The organism is Herbiconiux sp., assembly GCF_023264855.1.
Taxonomy (GTDB): Bacteria; Actinomycetota; Actinomycetes; order Actinomycetales; family Microbacteriaceae; genus Herbiconiux.
The window spans coordinates 23627-40992 of sequence record NZ_JAHFUW010000006.1 but is presented as its reverse complement, the minus strand read 5'-3'; the positions used below and the strand labels follow the sequence as shown (position 1 = coordinate 40992).

The following is a 17366-nucleotide window of genomic DNA, read 5'->3' as shown; positions in this document are numbered from 1 at the left end:
CCGCGATCAGCTCTGGAGCCCGTAGCGGCGCAGGCGCTCGTAGAGCGTGCCGCGGGAGATCTGCAGCTGAGCAGCCGCCTCGGACTTGTTGCCGGCCGTCTCGTGCAGAACGGCGACGATCACGTCGAACTCGGCCTGCTCGAGCGGGCTCAGCCGCTCGCGGCGCACCCGGTTTCCGTCGAGGGAACCCAACGGGGGCTGCCCCGCCAGATCGCTGCCCCGGCCACGATCGAACAGGAGGGAGCATCCCTCCGAGAGACGCCCGCGCACGACCGGCACGATCTGCATCCGCTGTCCCGAGGGAAGGGGCAGCTCGGTGGCGAGCGGTCCGACCGACTCGATCAGCGCCCACATCGCCTGCCGGTCCACGAGCCCGCCCAGGTCGTCCTCGACGATCATCGTGAACGCGTCGAGGGTGACGACCGACCCCCGTGAGGCCTGCCGTACCCGCAGGTGCGCGTCGAGCAGGCGCTGATGGCGCGTACGGGACCGGGCCAGCAGTGCCTGCTGGATGCCCATGACCATCGAGTTCAGGGTGATCTTGAGGTGCTGGTTCTGCTCGTCGGCCAGACAGGTGACGTTCACGACGCCCATCAGGGACCGCGTCACCGGGTGCACGATCGGGCTGGCTCCGCACGCGAGCGAGTACCAGCTCTCGTTCGCGTGCTCGTCTCCCCTGACCAGCATCCGGGTGCGGCGGGCGAGCGCGGATCCCACGCCGTTCGGGCCCACGTGCGACTCGGCGAGGTCGGCACCCGCCTCGACATCGGCCCGGGACATGAGGTGCTTGAGGTTCGAGCTGGAGGCCCACTCGTAGGTGATGACACCCGAGGCGTCGGCGAGCGCGAGCCAGCTCGTGGTGTCGGCGAGCGAGTCCTCGGTGGAGCGGAGGATGTCGGTGGCCGAGCGCATCAGTTCCTGGCTGAGCTCGTACGGGCTGGGGGCCGAATCGGCGGACTCGGCCGCCGGCCACGGAGCCGGCGCGGGCTTGGCCAGGCCCGCGTCACTGACGAACGATTCCCAACTGACTGCTGTCTGCATCTCGCACCTCACTTCGCCGCGCCTCATCGCGTGACGATCCAGTGTCGCCCGTCAACCCCCTGAAGGTGCCGAAAGTGTTCAGCACTTGAACACCGGGCCGGATCCGGGGCCGCCGGATGTTCGGTTCATGAACACGGCCGCTCCGGCACCGTCGAAGCGCGTGACGATCAGAGCGTCGAAGAGCCATTCAACGGAGAAAGGAACACCATGAAAATCGGCCTGTTCGGAATGCCTCTCCACCCGCCGACGCGCAATCGCGCGGAGGTCTATGTGGAGGATGCAGAACGGATCATCCTGGCGGATCAGCTCGGATACGAGGAGGTGTTCATCGGAGAGCACATCTCCTGCACCACGGAGCCCATTCCGGCCCCGATGATGTTCCTCGCATCGCTGATCAGCCGCACCAAGAACATCAAGCTCGGCACCGGCGTTCTCGCCCTGCCCAACCACCACCCCGCGATCGTCGCCGCCGAGGCCGCGATGTTCGACCACCTGAGCAACGGGCGCTTCCTGTTCGGAATCGGCCCGGGCGGCCTCGCCAGCGACATGGAGCTGTTCGACGTGCTCGACGGCGAGCTGCGCAACGAGAAGATGGAGGAGTCGATCGACATCATCCTCGACCTCTGGAAGAGCGACCCGCCCTACGCGATCAAGACGAAGCACTACGAGTTCGGCATCGCGGGCACCGTCATCCCCGAGCTCGGCGTGGGCAGCATCGGCAAGCCGCTGCAGCAGCCCCACCCGCCGATCCTCTCGACGGCGATGTCGCCGTTCTCAGGCAGCGTCAAGAAGGCGGTCGAGCGCGGATGGGCGCCGATGACGGCGAACTTCTGTCCGCAGTTCGTGGTGGAGAGCCACTGGAAGAAGTATGTCGAGGGCTGCGAGACGATCGGCCGGGAGCCCACGGGCGACGAGTGGCGGGTGTCGCGCAACATGGTCATCGCGCAGACCGACGCCGAGGCCAAGGATCGGGTGTTCGACCCCGAAGGCGGCAACTACTACTACTTCGCGTACCTCTGGGAGGTGCTGAAGGCGGCCAACTACACCGCCGTCATGAAGCAGGACCCGTCCGTCGCCGACGACGACCTCACCGTCGACGACCTGATCGAGAGCATGGTCATCTACGGCTCGCCCGACACCGTGACGCAGAAGCTGCAGGCGTTCCGCGAGTCGACCGGCCCGTTCGGCACGCTGCTGCTGTCGATGATGGACGGCGGCAAGAACGAGGCGCGTGAGCGCGAGACGCTCACGCTGCTGGCCACCGAGGTCGCGCCCCGGTTCGCGTCGGTGCCCGCACTGGCCTGATCACCGGTCACCGCACCAGGAAGGGCCCGGAGCTTTCGCTCCGGGCCCTCTTTCGTCGGCGGCCGGCCCTTCGGCCGATGCTCAGCGCGGAATGCGCACGAGCTTCTTGTTGGCGAACTCGTACATGCCGTAGCGGGAGAGCTCCCGGCCGACGCCGGAGCGCTTGACCCCGCCGAAGGGCAGGTCGGGCGCACTGCGGCTGATCCCGTTGATCCACACCATGCCGAAGTCGAGATCCTCCGCCGCCGCCCGTAACGTCTCCTCGTCCTGCCCGAAGAGCGAGACCGCGAGGCCGTAGGGCGAGGTGTTGGCGAGCGCGACCGCCTCGTCGAGGTCGGCGACGCGGTAGACGACCGCCACCGGCCCGAACAGCTCCTCGCTGTAGGCGCGCATCCCGGGCGTGACATCGGTGAGCACCGAGGGGCGGAAGTAGCTGCCCTCGCCCTCGACCCGTCCGCCCTCCACCAGCACGGTCGCGCCGGCCCGTACGGCCTCACCGAGCTGCTCTTCGAGTTCATCGACGGCGGCGGCGGTCGACAACGGCCCGAGGTTCGTGCTCTCCGCGGTCGGGTCACCGGGCTGGTAGACGTCGATGGCCTTGACGAACTGCGAGACGAAGTCGTCGTAGACGGCGTCGAGCACGATGAACCGCTTCGAGGCGGTGCAGACCTGGCCGGCGTTGTGCATCCGCCCGATCGCCGCGGCCTGGGCGGCGGCGGCCATGTCGACGGGGTCGACCACGATGAACGGGTCGGAACCGCCGAGCTCCAGCACGTACTTCTTCATGTGCCGCCCGGCGATCTCGCCGACGGCGGAGCCCGCCCGCTCGGAGCCGGTGAGCGAGACGCCCTGGATGCGCGGGTCGGCGAGGATGGTGGCGACCTGCTCGTTGGTGGCGAAGACGTTGGTGTACACGCCCTCGGGCACGCCGGCATCCGTCATCACCTGAGCGATCGCGAGCGCCGAGCGCGGGCAGTTGCGCGCGTGCTTCAGCACGATCGCGTTGCCGAGCACCAGGTTGGGGGCGATGAACCGGGCCGCCTGGTAGTACGGGAAGTTCCACGGCATGATGCCCAGCAGCACGCCGATCGGCTCGGTGCGCACCCAGGCCTCGCCGCCGCCCATGATCTCCAGATCCTCGTCGGCGAGGAACTTCTCGGCGTTGTCGGCGAAGTAGTCGAAGATGGCCGCCCAGATGCCCACCTCGCCCCGGGCCTGCACGATCGGCTTGCCCATCTCGGCGGTGAGCACGGCGGCGAGCTCCTCGGTGCGCTCCCGGCAGATCGCGGCGGCACGGCTCACGATCGCGCTCCGCTCGGCGAGCGGGCGCGCCCGCCACGCACGGTAGGCGGCGTCGGCCGTGGCGAGCACGGGCTCGATCGCCTCGTCGTGCAGGGTCTCGAACTCCTCCTCCACCTGTCCGGTTGCTGGGTTGATGGTCTGGTAGTAACTCACCGATGCCTCCTCGACATTGATTGGACCGAAGCGTGCGGGCGCGATGAAGCGCCCACCCGAATTCTCCGGCGTCGGGCGGATGCCGCCCCGGTCGCACCCGGGGAATGGTCAATAACTGCACACTCGCCCGCCGCCGCTCAGCCGATCGTGTTCACTGGCAACTCAGGTCGCAGGGGCCGGTCGCACAGTCGCGAGAAAGGGTGCAGGCGAAGATGCCGTCAATTCACATCGACGAGGAGTCCGACCGCGTCTTCGCGCGGATCGAACGGCCCGAGACGCGGAACGCGATCGATCAGGAGGTCGTCGCCGAGCTGCACCGGCTCTGCGATTCGCTGGAACGCACGCCGCGCATCCTGATCCTCTCGGGATCCCTGACGGGCTCCAGCGCCGTGTTCGCCTCCGGAGCCGACATCGGCGAGCTGAAGGAGCGTCGCGCGATCGACGCCCTCGCCGGAATCAACTCCGGGCTGTTCGACCGCATCTCCCGCCTCCCGCTGCCCACCATCGCCGCGATCGACGGGTTCGCCCTCGGCGGCGGCGCCGAGCTGGCCATGGCGGCGGACTTCCGCATCGCCACGCCGCGGGCCCGCTTCGGCAATCCCGAGACGGGCCTCGGCATCATGGCCGCGGCCGGCGGCACCTGGCGCCTGCGCAACCTGATCGGCGAGGCCATCGCCACCGAGGTGCTCCTGGCCGGCCGCATCCTCGACGCCCGCGAGGCGCTCGACCTGCACCTGGTCACCGAGCTGCACGAGCCGGAGGACCTGATGGACGCCGCCTCCCGCCTCGCCGACCGCATCGCCACCCAGGATCCCGTCGCGGTGCGGGTGAGCAAGCTCGTCATGCGGATGCCGGAGTCGGCGCATCCGTACGTCGACAACCTCGCCCAGGCGGTGCTGTTCGAATCGGAGGGGAAGAACGTGCGGATGGCCGAGTTCCTGAATCGCAAGCGGGTGGCCCGATGAGCGCCGTGCCCGAGCGCGTGGGCGTGCTGGGCGGGGGCCGGATGGGCGCGGGTATCGCCCACGCGTTCCTCACCTCGGGAGCCGCCGTCGTGGTGGTGGAGCAGAAGCCGGAGTGGGCGGATGCCGCTTACGAGCGCATCGCCGCCAGCGTGCGCACGAGCATCGCGCGTGGCGCCGTCGACGAGAGCGAGAGCGACCTGCTCGGGCGGCTGCGTGTCAGCACCGACAAGAGCGTCTTCGCCGGCGCGGGCCTCGTGGTGGAGGCCGTTCCCGAGGACTTCGCGCTGAAGAGCACCGCCCTGGCCGAAGCCGAGCAGCAGCTCGACGACGGGGCCTGGCTCGCGACGAACACCTCGTCGCTCTCGCTCGCGCGGCTGGCAGGCGAGCTGGCCCGGCCCGAGCGCTTCGGCGGCCTGCATTTCTTCAACCCCGTTCCCGCCTCGGCCCTGGTCGAGATCGTGGTCGCCGAAGCCACCTCCCCCGACTACGCCGTACAGGCCGCCGAATGGGTGCAGGCCCTCGGCAAGACCGCGATCACGGTGCGCGACAGCCCGGGCTTCGCCAGTTCGCGACTCGGTCTCGCCATCGCCCTCGAGGCGATGCGCATGGTGGAGGAGGGCGTCGCCGACGCCGCCGACATCGACGCGGCCATGACGCTCGGCTACCGCCATCCGGTGGGCCCACTGCGCACCTCCGACCTGGTGGGCCTTGACGTGCGCCTGGGCATCGCCCGGTACCTGCACGAGACGATCGGCCCCCGGTTCGAACCGCCGCAGATCCTGATCGATCTGGTGGCCGAGGGAGCGCTCGGCCGCAAGAGCGGCCGCGGCTTCTTCGACTACGACGAGGACGGGGCGGCGCGATGACCCTGAACGAGGCGATCTTCGGCCGCGAGGCCACCGGGGCCCTGGCGGGGCTCGTGGTGGCCGACTTCTCCCGGGTGCTGGCCGGTCCCTACTGCACCATGCTGCTGGCCGACATGGGCGCCACGGTGATCAAGATCGAGTCGCCCGGCGGCGACGAGACCCGGCAGTACAAGCCGCCGGTCAGCGGCGACGAGTCGACCTACTACCTCTCGGTGAACCGCAACAAGCGCTCGATCGCGCTCGATCTCGGCGACGCGGACGACCTGAGCACCGCCCGGGAACTGGCGAGCCGGGCCGACGTGGTGATCGAGAACTTCAAGCCGGGCGGATTCGCGCGGTTCGGTCTCGACTACGCCTCGATCATGCCGGCGAACCCCTCGGTGATCTACGCGTCGATCACCGGATTCGGCACGGCCGGAGGCGCCGCCCTCCCCGGCTACGACCTCCTGGCCCAGGCCCTCTCCGGCATGATGAGCCTCACCGGCGACCCCCATGGAGCACCCTTCCGCTCGGGCGTCGCGGTGTTCGACGTGATGACCGGCCTGCACGCCTGCATCGGCATCCTGGCCGCCCTGCACCACCGCGACCTCACGGGCGAGGGGCAGCAGGTGGAGATGAACCTGATGTCCTCCGCCTTGTCCGGACTGGTGAATCAGACCGCTGCCTACGCCATCGCCGGCCACGTGCCCACGCGGATGGGGAACGAGCATCCGAGTCTGTACCCCTACGCCCCCTTCCCCACCGCCGACGGCGAGATCGTGATCGCCGTCGGCAACGACTCGCTGTTCCGCGCCCTGTGCCGCCACCTCGGCCTCCGCGACCTGAGCGAGGACCCGCGCTTCTCATCGCCACCGGCCCGCAGCGCGCACCGCATCGAGCTGCGCGCCATCCTGGTGGAGAGCCTGCGGCACAAGAGCGCCACCGACTGGGCCGCGCTGCTGCAGGCGGCGGGCGTGCCCGCTGCGCCCATCCTCGACGTGCAGGGCGGCATCGACGCGGCCACGAAGCTCGGCCTCGCGCCCGTGGTCGAGGCCGGATCCGGCGACCGCGTGATCCCCGGCATCCGCAACCCGATCGGCTTCTCGCGCACCGCCCCGAGCTACGACTGGGCGCCGCCCCTGCTCGACGAGGGCCGATCCGACATCCTCGACTGGCTCGTCGGCGCCCGCGCCACCCCTGAGAAAGGCCACCATGACTGACATAGACACCTCCCTGCCGGTGAACTCCGACTACTACGCGGTCGCCGACTACCTCAGCGACGAGGATCTCGCCCTCGTCGCCCGGGTGCGCGCCTTCGTCGACACCGAGGTGACCCCGGTGATCAACGAGTACTGGGAGAAAGCCGACTTCCCCTATCACCTGCTGCCCAAGCTCGCCGAGCTCGGCATCGTGGGCACCGCGGTGCAGGGCTACGGCGCTCCCGGGCTGACCCGCCTGCAGACGGGCCTGGTGGCCATGGAGCTCTCCCGGGGCGACGGCAGCTTCAACACCCTGAACGCGGTGCAGTCGGGGCTGGTGATCGGCACGATCAACCTGCTCGGCAGCGAAGAGCAGAAGCAGCGCTGGCTGCCGCGACTCGTGCAGCTGCAGCTGCTCGGCGCCTTCGCCCTCACCGAGGCCGAGCACGGCTCCGACTCGGTCGCCCTCGCGACCACCGCCGAGCTGGTCGGCGACCACTACGTGCTGAACGGCGAGAAACGCTGGATCGGCCTCGGCCACGTGGCCGACGTCGTGATCGTCTGGGCGCGCGACGTGGGCGACGGCAAAGTGAAGGCCTTCGTGATGGAGAAGGGCGAGGACGGCGCGTATCCCGAGGGGTACGAGGCCGAGGCGATCACCGGGAAGATGGCCAAGCGCGCCATCCAGCAGGCGAAGATCACCCTGACCGGCGTGCGCGTGCCCGCCGGGAACCGCCTGGAGAAGTCGACCTCGTTCCGCGATGTCTCCGCCGTCCTGAACACCACCCGCACGACGGTCGCGTGGGAAGCCCTCGGGCATGCGCTGGCGGCCTACGAGATCGCGGTGCGCTTCGCCCACGACCGGGTGCAGTTCGGCAAGCCGATCGCGAGCTATCAGCTGGTGCAGAACAAGCTCGCGAACATGCTGGCCGACCTCACCGCCATGCAGCTGATGTGCTTCCGCACCGGCGCCCTGCAGAACGAGGGCCGGCTGAGCAACGAGCAGGCCTCGCTGGCGAAGCTGTTCACCGGCCAGAAGTCCCGGGCGCTGTGCCGCGAGGCGCGCGACATGCTCGGCGGCAACGGCATCCTGCTCGAGAACCACGTGGCCCGCCACCTCACCGACATGGAGGTCGTGCACACCTACGAAGGCACCGACTCCATCCAATCCCTCATCGTCGGCCGGGACATCACCGGCATCGCCGCGTTCAACTAGGAAGGAAGAATCATGGTCAAGCTGAAGAGCGCCCCGAAGGCGCAGGAGACCGTGCTCAGTTCAGAGGAGTTCCGGGCGGCGTTCCGGGATCATCCCGCCGGTGTGGCCGTCATCACCGCCGATGCCGGTTCCGGGCCCGTCGCCCTGACGGCGAGCTCGGTCGCCTCGGTCAGCGCCGAGCCGCCCCTGATCATGTTCTCGGTCTCGGAGATGTCTTCGAGCACGCCGACCATCCGCCAGGCCAAGACCGTGGTCGTGCACCTGCTGGGAGCCGACCAGGTGCACATCGCCAAGCTCGGCGCGACCAGCGGCATCGACCGCTTCGCCGACCGCTCGGTCTGGGACGTGCTGCCCACGGGGGAGACCTACTTCCCCGGCGCCCGCACCTGGATCCGGGCGCGCGTGATCGATCTCATGCTCGCGGGCGGCTCGGCCGTGCTGCTGGTCGAGGCCCTCGAGGCGAAGCCGGCCGACGAGGCGTCGTCCGAACCGCTGGTGTACCACAACCGCACCTGGCACCGCCTCGGCGACCACAGCCGGATCGACTGACGTGACCGCGAGTTTCGTCTACGACGCGGTCCGCACCCCGTTCGGGCGCTTCGGCAAGTCCCTCGCCGGGGTGCGCCCCGACGATCTGCTCGCCGTCACCGTGCGTGGCATCCTCGACCGGCATCCGGATGTCGACCCCGGCACCATCGACGACGTCGTGGCCGGAGCGGCGAACCAGGCCGGCGAGGACAACCGCGACGTCGCCCGGATGGCGGTGTTGCTCGCGGGGCTGCCGACCTCGGTGCCCGGTGTCACCGTGAACCGCCTCTGCGGCTCGAGCCTGCAGGCGGTGATGGATGCCAGCCGGGCGGTCGAAGCGGGTGATTCCCGGCTGGTGCTGGCCGGCGGTGTGGAGTCGATGAGCCGGGCGCCGTGGGTGCTGCCCAAACCCGAGCGCACCTACCCGGCGGGCAACGAGACGCTGCACTCGACCACGCTGGGATGGCGGCTGATCAACCCCGCGATGCCGAAGGAGTGGACGATCTCGCTGGGCGAGTCGAACGAGATCCTGGCCGAGCGCTACGGCATCACGCGCGAGGAGCAGGACTCCTTCGCAGCAGCCAGTCATGTCAAGGCGGCCGCGGCCTGGGATGCCGGCGTCTACGACGGCGAGATCGTGCGGGTGCCCGGTGTCGATCTGACGCGCGACGAAGGCATCCGGCCGGATGCGACGGTGGAGTCGCTGGCCGGGCTGAGACCGGCCTTCCGGCCGGACGGTTCCATCACCGCCGGCAACGCCTCGCCGCTGAACGACGGGGCCTCGATGGTGATCGTGGGCGGTGAGCACGCGCCGATCGAGGCCGAGCCGCTGGCCAGGATCATCGGGCGCGGGGCGGCCGCCGTCGACCCCGACGTGTTCGGCATCGGGCCGGTCGAGGCCGTGAACCGGGCGCTCGCGAACGCGGGCAAGACCTGGGCCGACGTCGACTTCGTCGAGCTCAACGAGGCCTTCGCGGCGCAGTCGCTGGCGTGCCTTCGGCTGTGGCCCGAGCTCGACCCGGATCGGGTCAACGTCCACGGCGGCGCGATCGCGATCGGGCATCCGCTCGGGGCCTCGGGAGGCCGCATCGTCGGCCACGCCGCCCACGAGCTCGCGCGCCGCGGACGCGGGGTCGCGGTCGCGGCCATCTGCATCGGCGTCGGCCAAGGCCTCGCCGTCGTGCTCGAACGCTGACGACGGCGTCCGTGCCGGCATGCCGAGCGCCTGAATTCTGAACACCCGAGCCCGGCCGAGCCCGGCATCCGCGGGCTTTGTGTAAATCCTGCACACGCCCCCGAGGGCCGAGGACACCGCGTGGAGGATTGCCAGCGCGGCCGGTGCCGCAGGTTTTCGGCACCGAGACGGCCGCCCCGCACCACCAGAGCAATCACACACTATGCAAAGGAGCACAGTAGGAATGGGAACTCGAAAATTCAGCAGATGGCAGAAGGCGGTCGGCCTCGTCGCCGCAGCCGGCCTCGTCGTGAGCCTCGCAGCCTGCAGCTCCGGCTCGAGCACCTCGACCTCCGGTGGCGACTCGGGAAGCTCGGCATCGGGCACCGGATCGCTCGAGGGCGGCGGCAAGCTCATCAAGATCTTCATGCCCTCGACCTCGAACGTGTACCTCGCCGCCGCGGCGAAGGCCGCCGAGGCCGAGGCGGAGGCACTGGGCTTCACCAGCAGCGTGGTGGAGAACAACTTCGACCAGACCGAGCAGGACCAGCAGGTGCAGGAGTGGCTGGCCACCGGCGAAGAGGCCGCCGCTGTCCTGATCTGGCCCGCATCGGCCGCGAACGCGACCGCGTCCATCCGCGCCCTGTCGAAGGTCGCCCCGGTTCTGCAGTGGAACCAGCTGATCGACCCGGCCGCGGAGGAGTTCATCAAGATCGGCTACGCCGGCGTCTCCGACCTCGGCATCGGCGACCAGGCGGGCAAGGACATGCTCACCAAGATCGATTCGCTGACCGCGGAGGGCTACACGTTCCACGGACCCGGTGGTCTGCCGAACGTGCTGGAGATCACCCTCGGTTCGGGCGACTACTCGGCCGGTGAAGACCGCCACAACGCCTTCATGGAGGTCGTCGACGGCAAGATCAACTACCTCGGACGGGAGGGCGCCGCAGAATTCGACGCCCAGGGCGGCTTCACCGCGGCCAGCACCGCCATTCCGAAGTACCTGTCGCAGGGCATCGACTTCATCTACGTGCAGACCAACGACATGGGCAACGGCGTGGTGCAGGCCGCCGAGCAGAACGGCCTGAAGCCCGGCGAGAACGTGTTCCTGAACACGGGAACCTCCTCGGGTTCGACGGCCAACCTGCGCGACGGCAAGATCACCAGCGCCGTGCTCCAGTCGCCCGTCATCGAGGGAACGCTGATCGTGGACAACGCCGCGCAGTACCTCGCGACCGGCGAGGTCGTCGACGACACCGTGACGATCGCCTCCGACGAGGCCAAGCCCGAGCTGGAGGTCACCGCACCCACCCGCACGACGTTCATGATGAACCCGACGGTGACGGCCGACAACATCGAGTCCTTCAAGATCTGGGGCTTCGACTTCTCGGCCCTGATGGGTGACGCCGCCTCCTGAGGCACGCCCCCCTGATCGGGCGGGTTCCGGATGCTGGACGACCAGCACCGGGACCCGCCCCACACCCCTCCTGGTCCCGCTGCACTGATGGGGCCCGACCCGACCCGAAGGAAGACGCATGGACGCGACGACCCCCTACCGCCTCGAGGCGACGGGCATCTCGAAGTCGTACGGGGCGATCAGTGCCCTGACCGACGTGGAGATCGCCCTCAAGCCGGGCGAGGTGATGGCCCTGCTGGGCGAGAACGGCGCCGGCAAGAGCACGATCGTGAAGATCATCTCCGGCCTGATCGTGCCCGACCAGGGCACCATCAAGATCGACGGCGAAGAGGTGCAGCTGCACACGGTGAACGCCTCGCAGGCGGCCGGCATCGCGGTCGTGCAGCAGGAGTTCAGCACCGTCGGCACCCTCAGCGTCGCCGAGAACCTGGCCCTCGGCCAGCGCGGCGCACCCTGGTGGTGGGGCCCCCGCAAGCTCAACCAGGCCGCCACGGGCATCCTGGCCCGGGTGGGCCTGGACGACCTCGACCCGAACACGCTGGTCGAGAACCTCTCGGTGGCCGAGATGCAGCTGCTCGAGATCGCTCGGGTGCTGGCCAGGGACGCCAAGATCGTGATCTTCGACGAGCCGACGGCGGCGCTGTCGGATCGCGAGATCGAACGCGTGCTCTCGGTGGTCAAGCGGCTCGCCGCCGAAGGCCGCAGCATCATCTACGTCACCCATCGGCTCGGCGAGGTGTTCGAGATCGCCGACCAAGTGGTCATCTTCCGCAACGGCCGCAGCCACCCGCCCCAGCCCGTCGGAGAACTCACGGTCGACAAGGTCGTGACCATGATGATCGGCCGCGAGCTCGGCGACCTCTACCCCGACCGCTCGGCCGGGATGGGCGACGTCGTCCTGGAGGCCAAGGGTCTCAAGGTGGCGGGTCTGCGCGGTGAGGTCGATCTGCAGCTGCGTCGCGGCGAGATCCTCGGGCTCACCGGCCAGCTCGGATCCGGGACCACCGACATCCTCAAGGCCATCGCCGGCACCGGCGACGTGGCCGCCGGCACCATCGAGCTCGACGGCACCCCGATCGAGGTCGGAGGACGCCGCCACGGCATCGCGATGGGGATCGCGTACTGCTCCCCCGATCGCAAGAAGGACGGCATCTTCGGCGGCATCTCGATCCGGCGCAACCTCTCCTCGCCCTGGCTGAAACGGGTGTCGAACCTCGGCTTCGTCAATGCGAAGAAGGAGGCCGACGAGGCCGCGAGCAGCGCGGCGCAGTTCGCGATCGACCGCTCGCGCATGCAGGCGCTGGTGGGCAACCTCTCCGGAGGCAACCAGCAGAAGGTCGCCGTGGGCAAGTGGCTGGGTATCCGTCCCCGCGTGCTGCTCGTCGAGGAGCCGACCCGCGGCGTCGACGTGGGGGCGCGCGCCGAGATCTATGCGCAGCTGCGACAGCTCTCCGATTCCGGCGTCGGCGTGATCGTGAGCTCCTCCGACACCAACGAGGTGCTCGGCCTGTCCGACACCGTCGCCACCTATTACCGCGGCGCCCAGACGGCGAAGAAGCCGGCCAATCAGTGGACCGAGCCCGAGCTCGTCCGCGAAGTCATGCACCGTGAGGAGTAGATCGACGTGACCACGACAACCACACCGACCCCCCAGGGGTCGCCGACCGTGTTCCAGGAACGCGCCGGCCTCCGCCGGACGGTCGACACCATCCGCACCTCCGCGCTGCCCATCCTGATCGTGCTGGTGTTCATCATCGCCAGCATCACGGTGCCGCAGTTCTTCACCGTCGAGACGATCCGCGCGATCCTGCTGGCCACCTCGGTGACCGGCATCATCGCGGCGGGAATGACGGCGGTCACCCTCTCCGGCAACCTGTTCTCGCTCGGTGTCACGGCATCCGTCGTGCTCTCCGGAGTCGTGTACCTGTGGACGGGGTCGATGACCGGCAACATCTTCTTCGCCGCCTTCGCCGCCATCGTGACCGCCGTTCTGGTGGGGCTCGTGCAGGGCTACATCGTCGGCCTCGGGCTCAACCCGGTGGTCGTCACCCTCGGAGCGGGAGCCATCATCTACGGGGCGACGGCGATCGTGACCGGAGGCGAGGTGGTGGCGGCGTCGAGCAACTCGCTCGGCGTCTTCGCGACCTTCTCGGTGTTCGGTGTGCCGCTCCCGGTGATCGTGCTGGTCGTCTTCACCGCGGTGGCCTGGTACCTCACCGAGCACACCACGATCGGCCGGAACCTGCACCTGCTCGGCTCGAACAAGAACACCGCCCGCAACAGCGGCATCTCGCCGATGGGCGTGACGATCTGGGCCTTCCTGGCCTTCTCGGTCGGGATCGGCGTCGCCGCCGTGCTGCAGGTGTCGCAGACGCTCCAGGTGCAGGCCGACAACTTCGGCGAACTCACCATGAACGTCGTCGCCGCGGTGCTGGTCGGCGGCACCGCCGTGACCGGCGGCGACGGCTCCCCCGTCAAGTCCGTCATCGGTGCACTGTTCATCGCCACCATCACCCAGATCATGGTGCTGGTCAGCATCCCCCAAGGCGTGCGCTACTTCGTGCTGGGCGTCGTCGTGGTCGGCCTGGTCGTCATCCTCCACCTCCTGAGAAAGGCGAGCTCGCGATGAGATCCGTCACCGCCTGGTTCAAGCGCTACGCGCTGCAGCTGATCGTTCTGCTCATCGTCGTCGTGGCGATGTACGCGCTCTACCCGAACTTCCGCCCCGAGGCCGCGATCGAGCGGCTCATCCCGCTCGGTGTGATCGCCGCGGGCCTGGCCGTCACCATGATCGCGGGCGAGTTCGATCTCTCGATCGCCTCGATGGCGGCCCTCGCCGGCGCCATCACCGTCGCTCTGTCGGGCCTCGGGCTGGTGGTCTCGCTGCTGATCGCGATCGTGGTCTGCACCCTGCTCGGCATCGTGCAGGGCTGGGCGATCGCGAAGCTCGGGATCAACTCCCTGGTCTTCACCGTCGGCACGCTCGTGCTGCTGCGCGGGCTGACCTGGCTGGTCTGCGGCGGTCTGTCGATCAGCGTCGAGGACATCGCGGCCTCGGACATCTTCTCCGGCAAGTTCCTGTTCCTCTCGCCGTTGTCGACGATCGCCATCCTCATCCTGATCGCGCTCGGCGTCTTCCTCGCCCGCACCCGCTGGGGTCGCGAACTCTACGCACTCGGCAGCTCGCGCCACGAGGCCATCGCCGCCGGCGTGCGGTACAAGCGCGGCATGGTCATCGCCTTCGGTATCTCGGCCGGCTGCGGAGCGGTCGGCGGAGCGCTCACCAGCGCCGTCTCCGGCTCGGCCGCCCCCACGGCGCTCGAGCCGATGCTGGTGCTCGGCATCGCCGCCGCGCTGGTGGGCGGGATCAGCATCGCCGGTGGGCGCGGCACCATGGTCAACGTGTTCCTCGGCTTCGCCATCATCTCGGTGCTGGCCTCGGGGCTGGCCGCGATGGGGTCGAAGGCCTTCGTGGCCCAGCTGTTCACCGGCATCTTCCTGCTGCTGATCGTGCTCGCGGAGTACGTCATCCAGCGGGTCTCCGAGCGGCACCGCCGCACGCGCACCAAACGCGTGCTCGAGGAGCAGCAGGAGCTGGCGGCGGTCTGAGGCGTCAGGCGTCACCGAGCGCGGCGCGCACCTGCGGCAGCACCTCTGTGGCCAGCAGCTCGATCGAGCGCAGGGTCTCGGCCTGGCCGAGGCCGCCGAGGCCCACCTGCGCGAGGAAGCGGGAGTGACCGAGAAGCTCGTGCTCCCAGAGGATCTTGTCGACGATCTCGGCCGGGCTGCCGGCGAAGAGGGCACCCCGCGGGCCCGACCACTGCTCGAACGCCTCGCGGTCGAGCCGCCCGGTGCGCGGCATGTTCTGCCCGATGTACTGCGCGTAGTGCGGGTAGAACGTGTTCTTGGCACCCTGCGAGGTCGGCTCCACGTGGAAGTGGGAGGTGACGCCGATGCGCTCGGGAGCGCGGCCCGCCTCCGCCGCCGAGGCGCGGTAGAGCTCGGCCAGCGGGGCGAAGCGCTCGGGGGCGCCGAGGATGGCCAGGTACAGCGGGAGGCCGAGCGTTCCGGCACGCACCACCGAGGCCGGGGTGCCCCCGACCGCGATCCACACCGGCAGCTCGTCCTGAACGGGCCGCGGCCAGACGCCCGCGTTCTCCAGGGGTGCGCGGGTGGCGCCGGACCAGGTGACGGGATTGCCCGAACGGATGCGCAGCAAGAGCTCGAGGCGCTCGTCGAAGTACTGGTCGTAGTGGTCGAGCGACTGGCCGAACAGCGGGAACGACTCGAGGTAGGCACCGCGGCCCGCGGTGAGTTCGGCCCGCCCTCCGCTCAGCAGGTCGAGCGTGGCGAACTCCTCGAACACGCGCACGGGGTCGGCACTGGAGAGCACGGTGACGGTGCTGGTCAAACGGATGCGGGTCGTCTGCGCGGCAACGGCGGCGAGCACCGTCTGCGGCGACGACACGGCGAAGTCCTCGCGGTGGTGCTCACCCACACCGAACACGTCGAGACCGGCCTGGTCGGCCGTACGAGCCCACTCCAGCACGTCGAGCAGGCGCCGGGCGGCGGGGATCGGCGATCCGTCGGCTCCGCGGGTGAGCTCGCCGAAGGTGAAGACGCCGATCTCGAACGCGGGCGCCCCACTCATCGAGGGCTCGGCGCGCTCGCACCCGTGTACGGCGCGATGAACTCGCGCACATCCGCCAGCTCCTGCGCATGGATGCCGTGCGCCAGTCCCGGGTAGACACGCTCGACGAGCGCCGTGTGCGCGGGCAGGAACTCGCGGGTGCGGGCGATCGCGGGAGCACCGATCACGCGGTCCTCGGAGCCACGGCCCCAGAACAGCGCCGGACGGGTCTCGGCGAGCACCGCTGCGCCGAGCGCTGCACGAAGCCGCCGAGCACCACGGGGGCCCCGACCCGCTCGGGACGCGTTCGCAGCAGCTGGCTGGCCATCAGGCCGCCCTGCGAGAAGCCGATCGGCAGCACGCGGCTCGACTCGCCGCGGGTCGCGTCGATCCAGGCCCAGATGGCGTCGGTCGCCTCGGCCAGCGGCTCGGGGTCGGGGTCGCCTGGGGTGGTGATCGCGAACCAGGCCGCGCCGCCGTTGCCGAGCTCGATCGGCGCCCGGAGCGAGGCCCACGGCACGCCCAGACCGAGCGCCGGCACGATCCCGGTGAGATCGTGCTCGTTCGAGCCGTAGCCGTGCAGGAGCAGAACGGTGATGTCGGTGGCATCGCCCTCGGCCATGGCGCGGGGGTCGGAGTGGACGGCGTGCAGAAGAGCGGTCATCGGGCCAGTAGTTCCTCAGAAGACAGGTCGGGAAGGGAGACGCTGACGTGCGTGCCCCAGGGATCCTCGAGCGAGACGGTACGGCCGTCGCTCGCGAAGGGGAGGGACCGCGCGCGCAGGCGCTCGGTCAGCGCGGCGAGGTCGCTCGCCTCGGGCACCGTGATCGAGACGTCGCCGAGGCCCAGCGCGGCGGCCCGGGGGCCGGCGCCGCGGCTGTTCCAGACGTTCATCGCGACATGGTGGTGGTAGCCGCCGGCCGAGGCGAACAACGCGCCGCTGTAGCCGGTCTGCGTGGTCTCGAACCCGAGCGCATCCATGTAGAACGAGCGCGCCGTGGCGAGGTCGCCCACCTGGAGGTGCACGTGACCCACCGTTCCGGCGCGATCGGGTCCGGCAGCCACGACCGTCTCGTCGAGGTGTCGCTGGAGGTACAGGTTCGGGTCGAGGAAATCGGTGGAGATGCGGATCTCGTCGCCGTCGTGGATCCATTCGGAGCGGTCGCGATCGGTGTAGAGCTCGACGCCGTTGCCCTCGGGGTCGGTGAAGTAGAACGCCTCGCTCACGCTGTGATCGCTCGAGCCCACGAAACGGCTGCGCGGTTCCTGAGCAGCGCGGTAGACCGTGGCCGCCAGCTCGGCCGGTGTTCCGAACAGGAACGCCGTGTGGAACAGACCCGCCTGGCGGGGGTCGACCGACGGCAGATCCGGCGTGTGGATGAGGCGCACGAGCGGGGTCGCACCGCGGCCGAGCACCCGGTGCGCCTCGCGCCGGTCGGCGCGCTCGTGCAGCGGCTCCATCGCGAAGGCGCGCGCGTAGTAGTCGGACATCGCCTCGAGGTCACCGACCCGCAGGGTCACCGCCCCCATCGAGGTGCCGGAATCCAGGATGTCGTCAGGCGTCTGGGCCATGGGTTTCTCCCTCGTGCGG

General features: G+C 69.6%; 17 protein-coding genes. 11 read left to right on the top strand and 6 right to left on the bottom strand.

What is annotated here, in order from left to right; genetic code table 11:
• Positions 1-6 precede the first annotated feature (6 nt).
• Positions 7-1041, bottom strand: a complete 1035-nt coding sequence (locus tag Q0D75_RS04005; protein ID WP_291049666.1) for a helix-turn-helix domain-containing protein — start codon at positions 1039-1041, stop codon at positions 7-9.
• A gap of 207 nt (positions 1042-1248) precedes the next feature.
• On the opposite strand from Q0D75_RS04005, the gene Q0D75_RS04000 reads away from it, so the two are divergent.
• A complete protein-coding gene (locus Q0D75_RS04000) occupies positions 1249-2346 on the top strand; it encodes an LLM class flavin-dependent oxidoreductase (protein WP_291049663.1) in 1098 nt (365 codons plus the stop codon).
• An 81-nt stretch (positions 2347-2427) separates the two neighbouring features.
• On the opposite strand, the gene Q0D75_RS03995 is transcribed toward Q0D75_RS04000, so the two are convergent.
• Positions 2428-3801 (bottom strand): NAD-dependent succinate-semialdehyde dehydrogenase, encoded by a 1374-nt coding sequence (locus Q0D75_RS03995; protein WP_291049660.1) that lies wholly within the window; start codon positions 3799-3801, stop codon positions 2428-2430.
• Positions 3802-4013: 212 nt separating this feature from the next.
• Between Q0D75_RS03995 and Q0D75_RS03990 the strand changes: the two genes are divergently transcribed.
• The 10 genes from Q0D75_RS03990 to Q0D75_RS03945 all read left to right on the top strand — a co-directional run bounded on the left by Q0D75_RS03990 (position 4014) and on the right by Q0D75_RS03945 (position 14754).
• Entirely contained in the window at positions 4014-4766 is a 753-nt protein-coding gene (locus Q0D75_RS03990; RefSeq protein ID WP_291049656.1) for an enoyl-CoA hydratase/isomerase family protein, read from the top strand.
• Positions 4763-5632, top strand: coding sequence for a 3-hydroxyacyl-CoA dehydrogenase family protein (locus Q0D75_RS03985; protein WP_291049653.1), 870 nt, complete (start codon positions 4763-4765; stop codon positions 5630-5632). Before Q0D75_RS03990 ends, Q0D75_RS03985 begins: the two co-directional genes overlap by 4 nt.
• Entirely contained in the window at positions 5629-6831 is a 1203-nt protein-coding gene (locus Q0D75_RS03980) for a CoA transferase (protein ID WP_291049649.1), read from the top strand. Before Q0D75_RS03985 ends, Q0D75_RS03980 begins: the two co-directional genes overlap by 4 nt.
• Complete coding sequence (locus Q0D75_RS03975; RefSeq protein ID WP_291049646.1) at positions 6824-8026, top strand: acyl-CoA dehydrogenase family protein; 1203 nt, start codon at positions 6824-6826, stop codon at positions 8024-8026. Before Q0D75_RS03980 ends, Q0D75_RS03975 begins: the two co-directional genes overlap by 8 nt.
• 12 nt (positions 8027-8038) lie before the next feature.
• Positions 8039-8575: a flavin reductase family protein gene (locus Q0D75_RS03970; protein WP_291049643.1), complete on the top strand. Its 537-nt coding sequence runs from the start codon at positions 8039-8041 to the stop codon at positions 8573-8575.
• Position 8576: 1 nt separating this feature from the next.
• Positions 8577-9749, top strand: coding sequence for a thiolase family protein (locus tag Q0D75_RS03965; protein WP_291049640.1), 1173 nt, complete (start codon positions 8577-8579; stop codon positions 9747-9749).
• Between the two features lie 223 nt (positions 9750-9972).
• Positions 9973-11145, top strand: coding sequence for a substrate-binding domain-containing protein (locus Q0D75_RS03960; RefSeq protein WP_291049638.1), 1173 nt, complete (start codon positions 9973-9975; stop codon positions 11143-11145).
• 118 nt (positions 11146-11263) lie between these two features.
• Positions 11264-12763 carry a sugar ABC transporter ATP-binding protein gene (locus Q0D75_RS03955; RefSeq protein ID WP_291049635.1) on the top strand — a complete coding sequence of 500 codons (1500 nt, stop codon included), beginning with the start codon at positions 11264-11266 and terminating at the stop codon, positions 12761-12763.
• A 6-nt stretch (positions 12764-12769) separates the two neighbouring features.
• The gene (locus Q0D75_RS03950; RefSeq protein ID WP_291049633.1) at positions 12770-13774 is read left to right on the top strand and encodes an ABC transporter permease; all 1005 of its coding nucleotides are present in this window, start codon (positions 12770-12772) and stop codon (positions 13772-13774) included.
• Positions 13771-14754, top strand: a complete 984-nt coding sequence (locus tag Q0D75_RS03945; protein ID WP_291049631.1) for an ABC transporter permease — start codon at positions 13771-13773, stop codon at positions 14752-14754. Before Q0D75_RS03950 ends, Q0D75_RS03945 begins: the two co-directional genes overlap by 4 nt.
• Before the next feature lie 4 nt (positions 14755-14758).
• On the opposite strand, the gene Q0D75_RS03940 is transcribed toward Q0D75_RS03945, so the two are convergent.
• From Q0D75_RS03940 to Q0D75_RS03925, 4 genes are read right to left on the bottom strand one after another with little or no spacing between them, the layout of a single operon-like run.
• The gene (locus Q0D75_RS03940) at positions 14759-15796 is read right to left on the bottom strand and encodes an LLM class flavin-dependent oxidoreductase (RefSeq protein ID WP_291049629.1); all 1038 of its coding nucleotides are present in this window, start codon (positions 15794-15796) and stop codon (positions 14759-14761) included.
• Complete coding sequence (locus tag Q0D75_RS03935; protein ID WP_291049627.1) at positions 15793-15963, bottom strand: hypothetical protein; 171 nt, start codon at positions 15961-15963, stop codon at positions 15793-15795. The genes Q0D75_RS03940 and Q0D75_RS03935 overlap by 4 nt, the downstream gene beginning before the upstream one ends.
• Positions 15960-16439 carry a hypothetical protein gene (locus tag Q0D75_RS03930; protein WP_291049626.1) on the bottom strand — a complete coding sequence of 160 codons (480 nt, stop codon included), beginning with the start codon at positions 16437-16439 and terminating at the stop codon, positions 15960-15962. The genes Q0D75_RS03935 and Q0D75_RS03930 overlap by 4 nt, the downstream gene beginning before the upstream one ends.
• A complete protein-coding gene (locus Q0D75_RS03925; RefSeq protein ID WP_291049625.1) occupies positions 16436-17347 on the bottom strand; it encodes a VOC family protein in 912 nt (303 codons plus the stop codon). The genes Q0D75_RS03930 and Q0D75_RS03925 overlap by 4 nt, the downstream gene beginning before the upstream one ends.
• Positions 17348-17366: the final 19 nt, after the last annotated feature.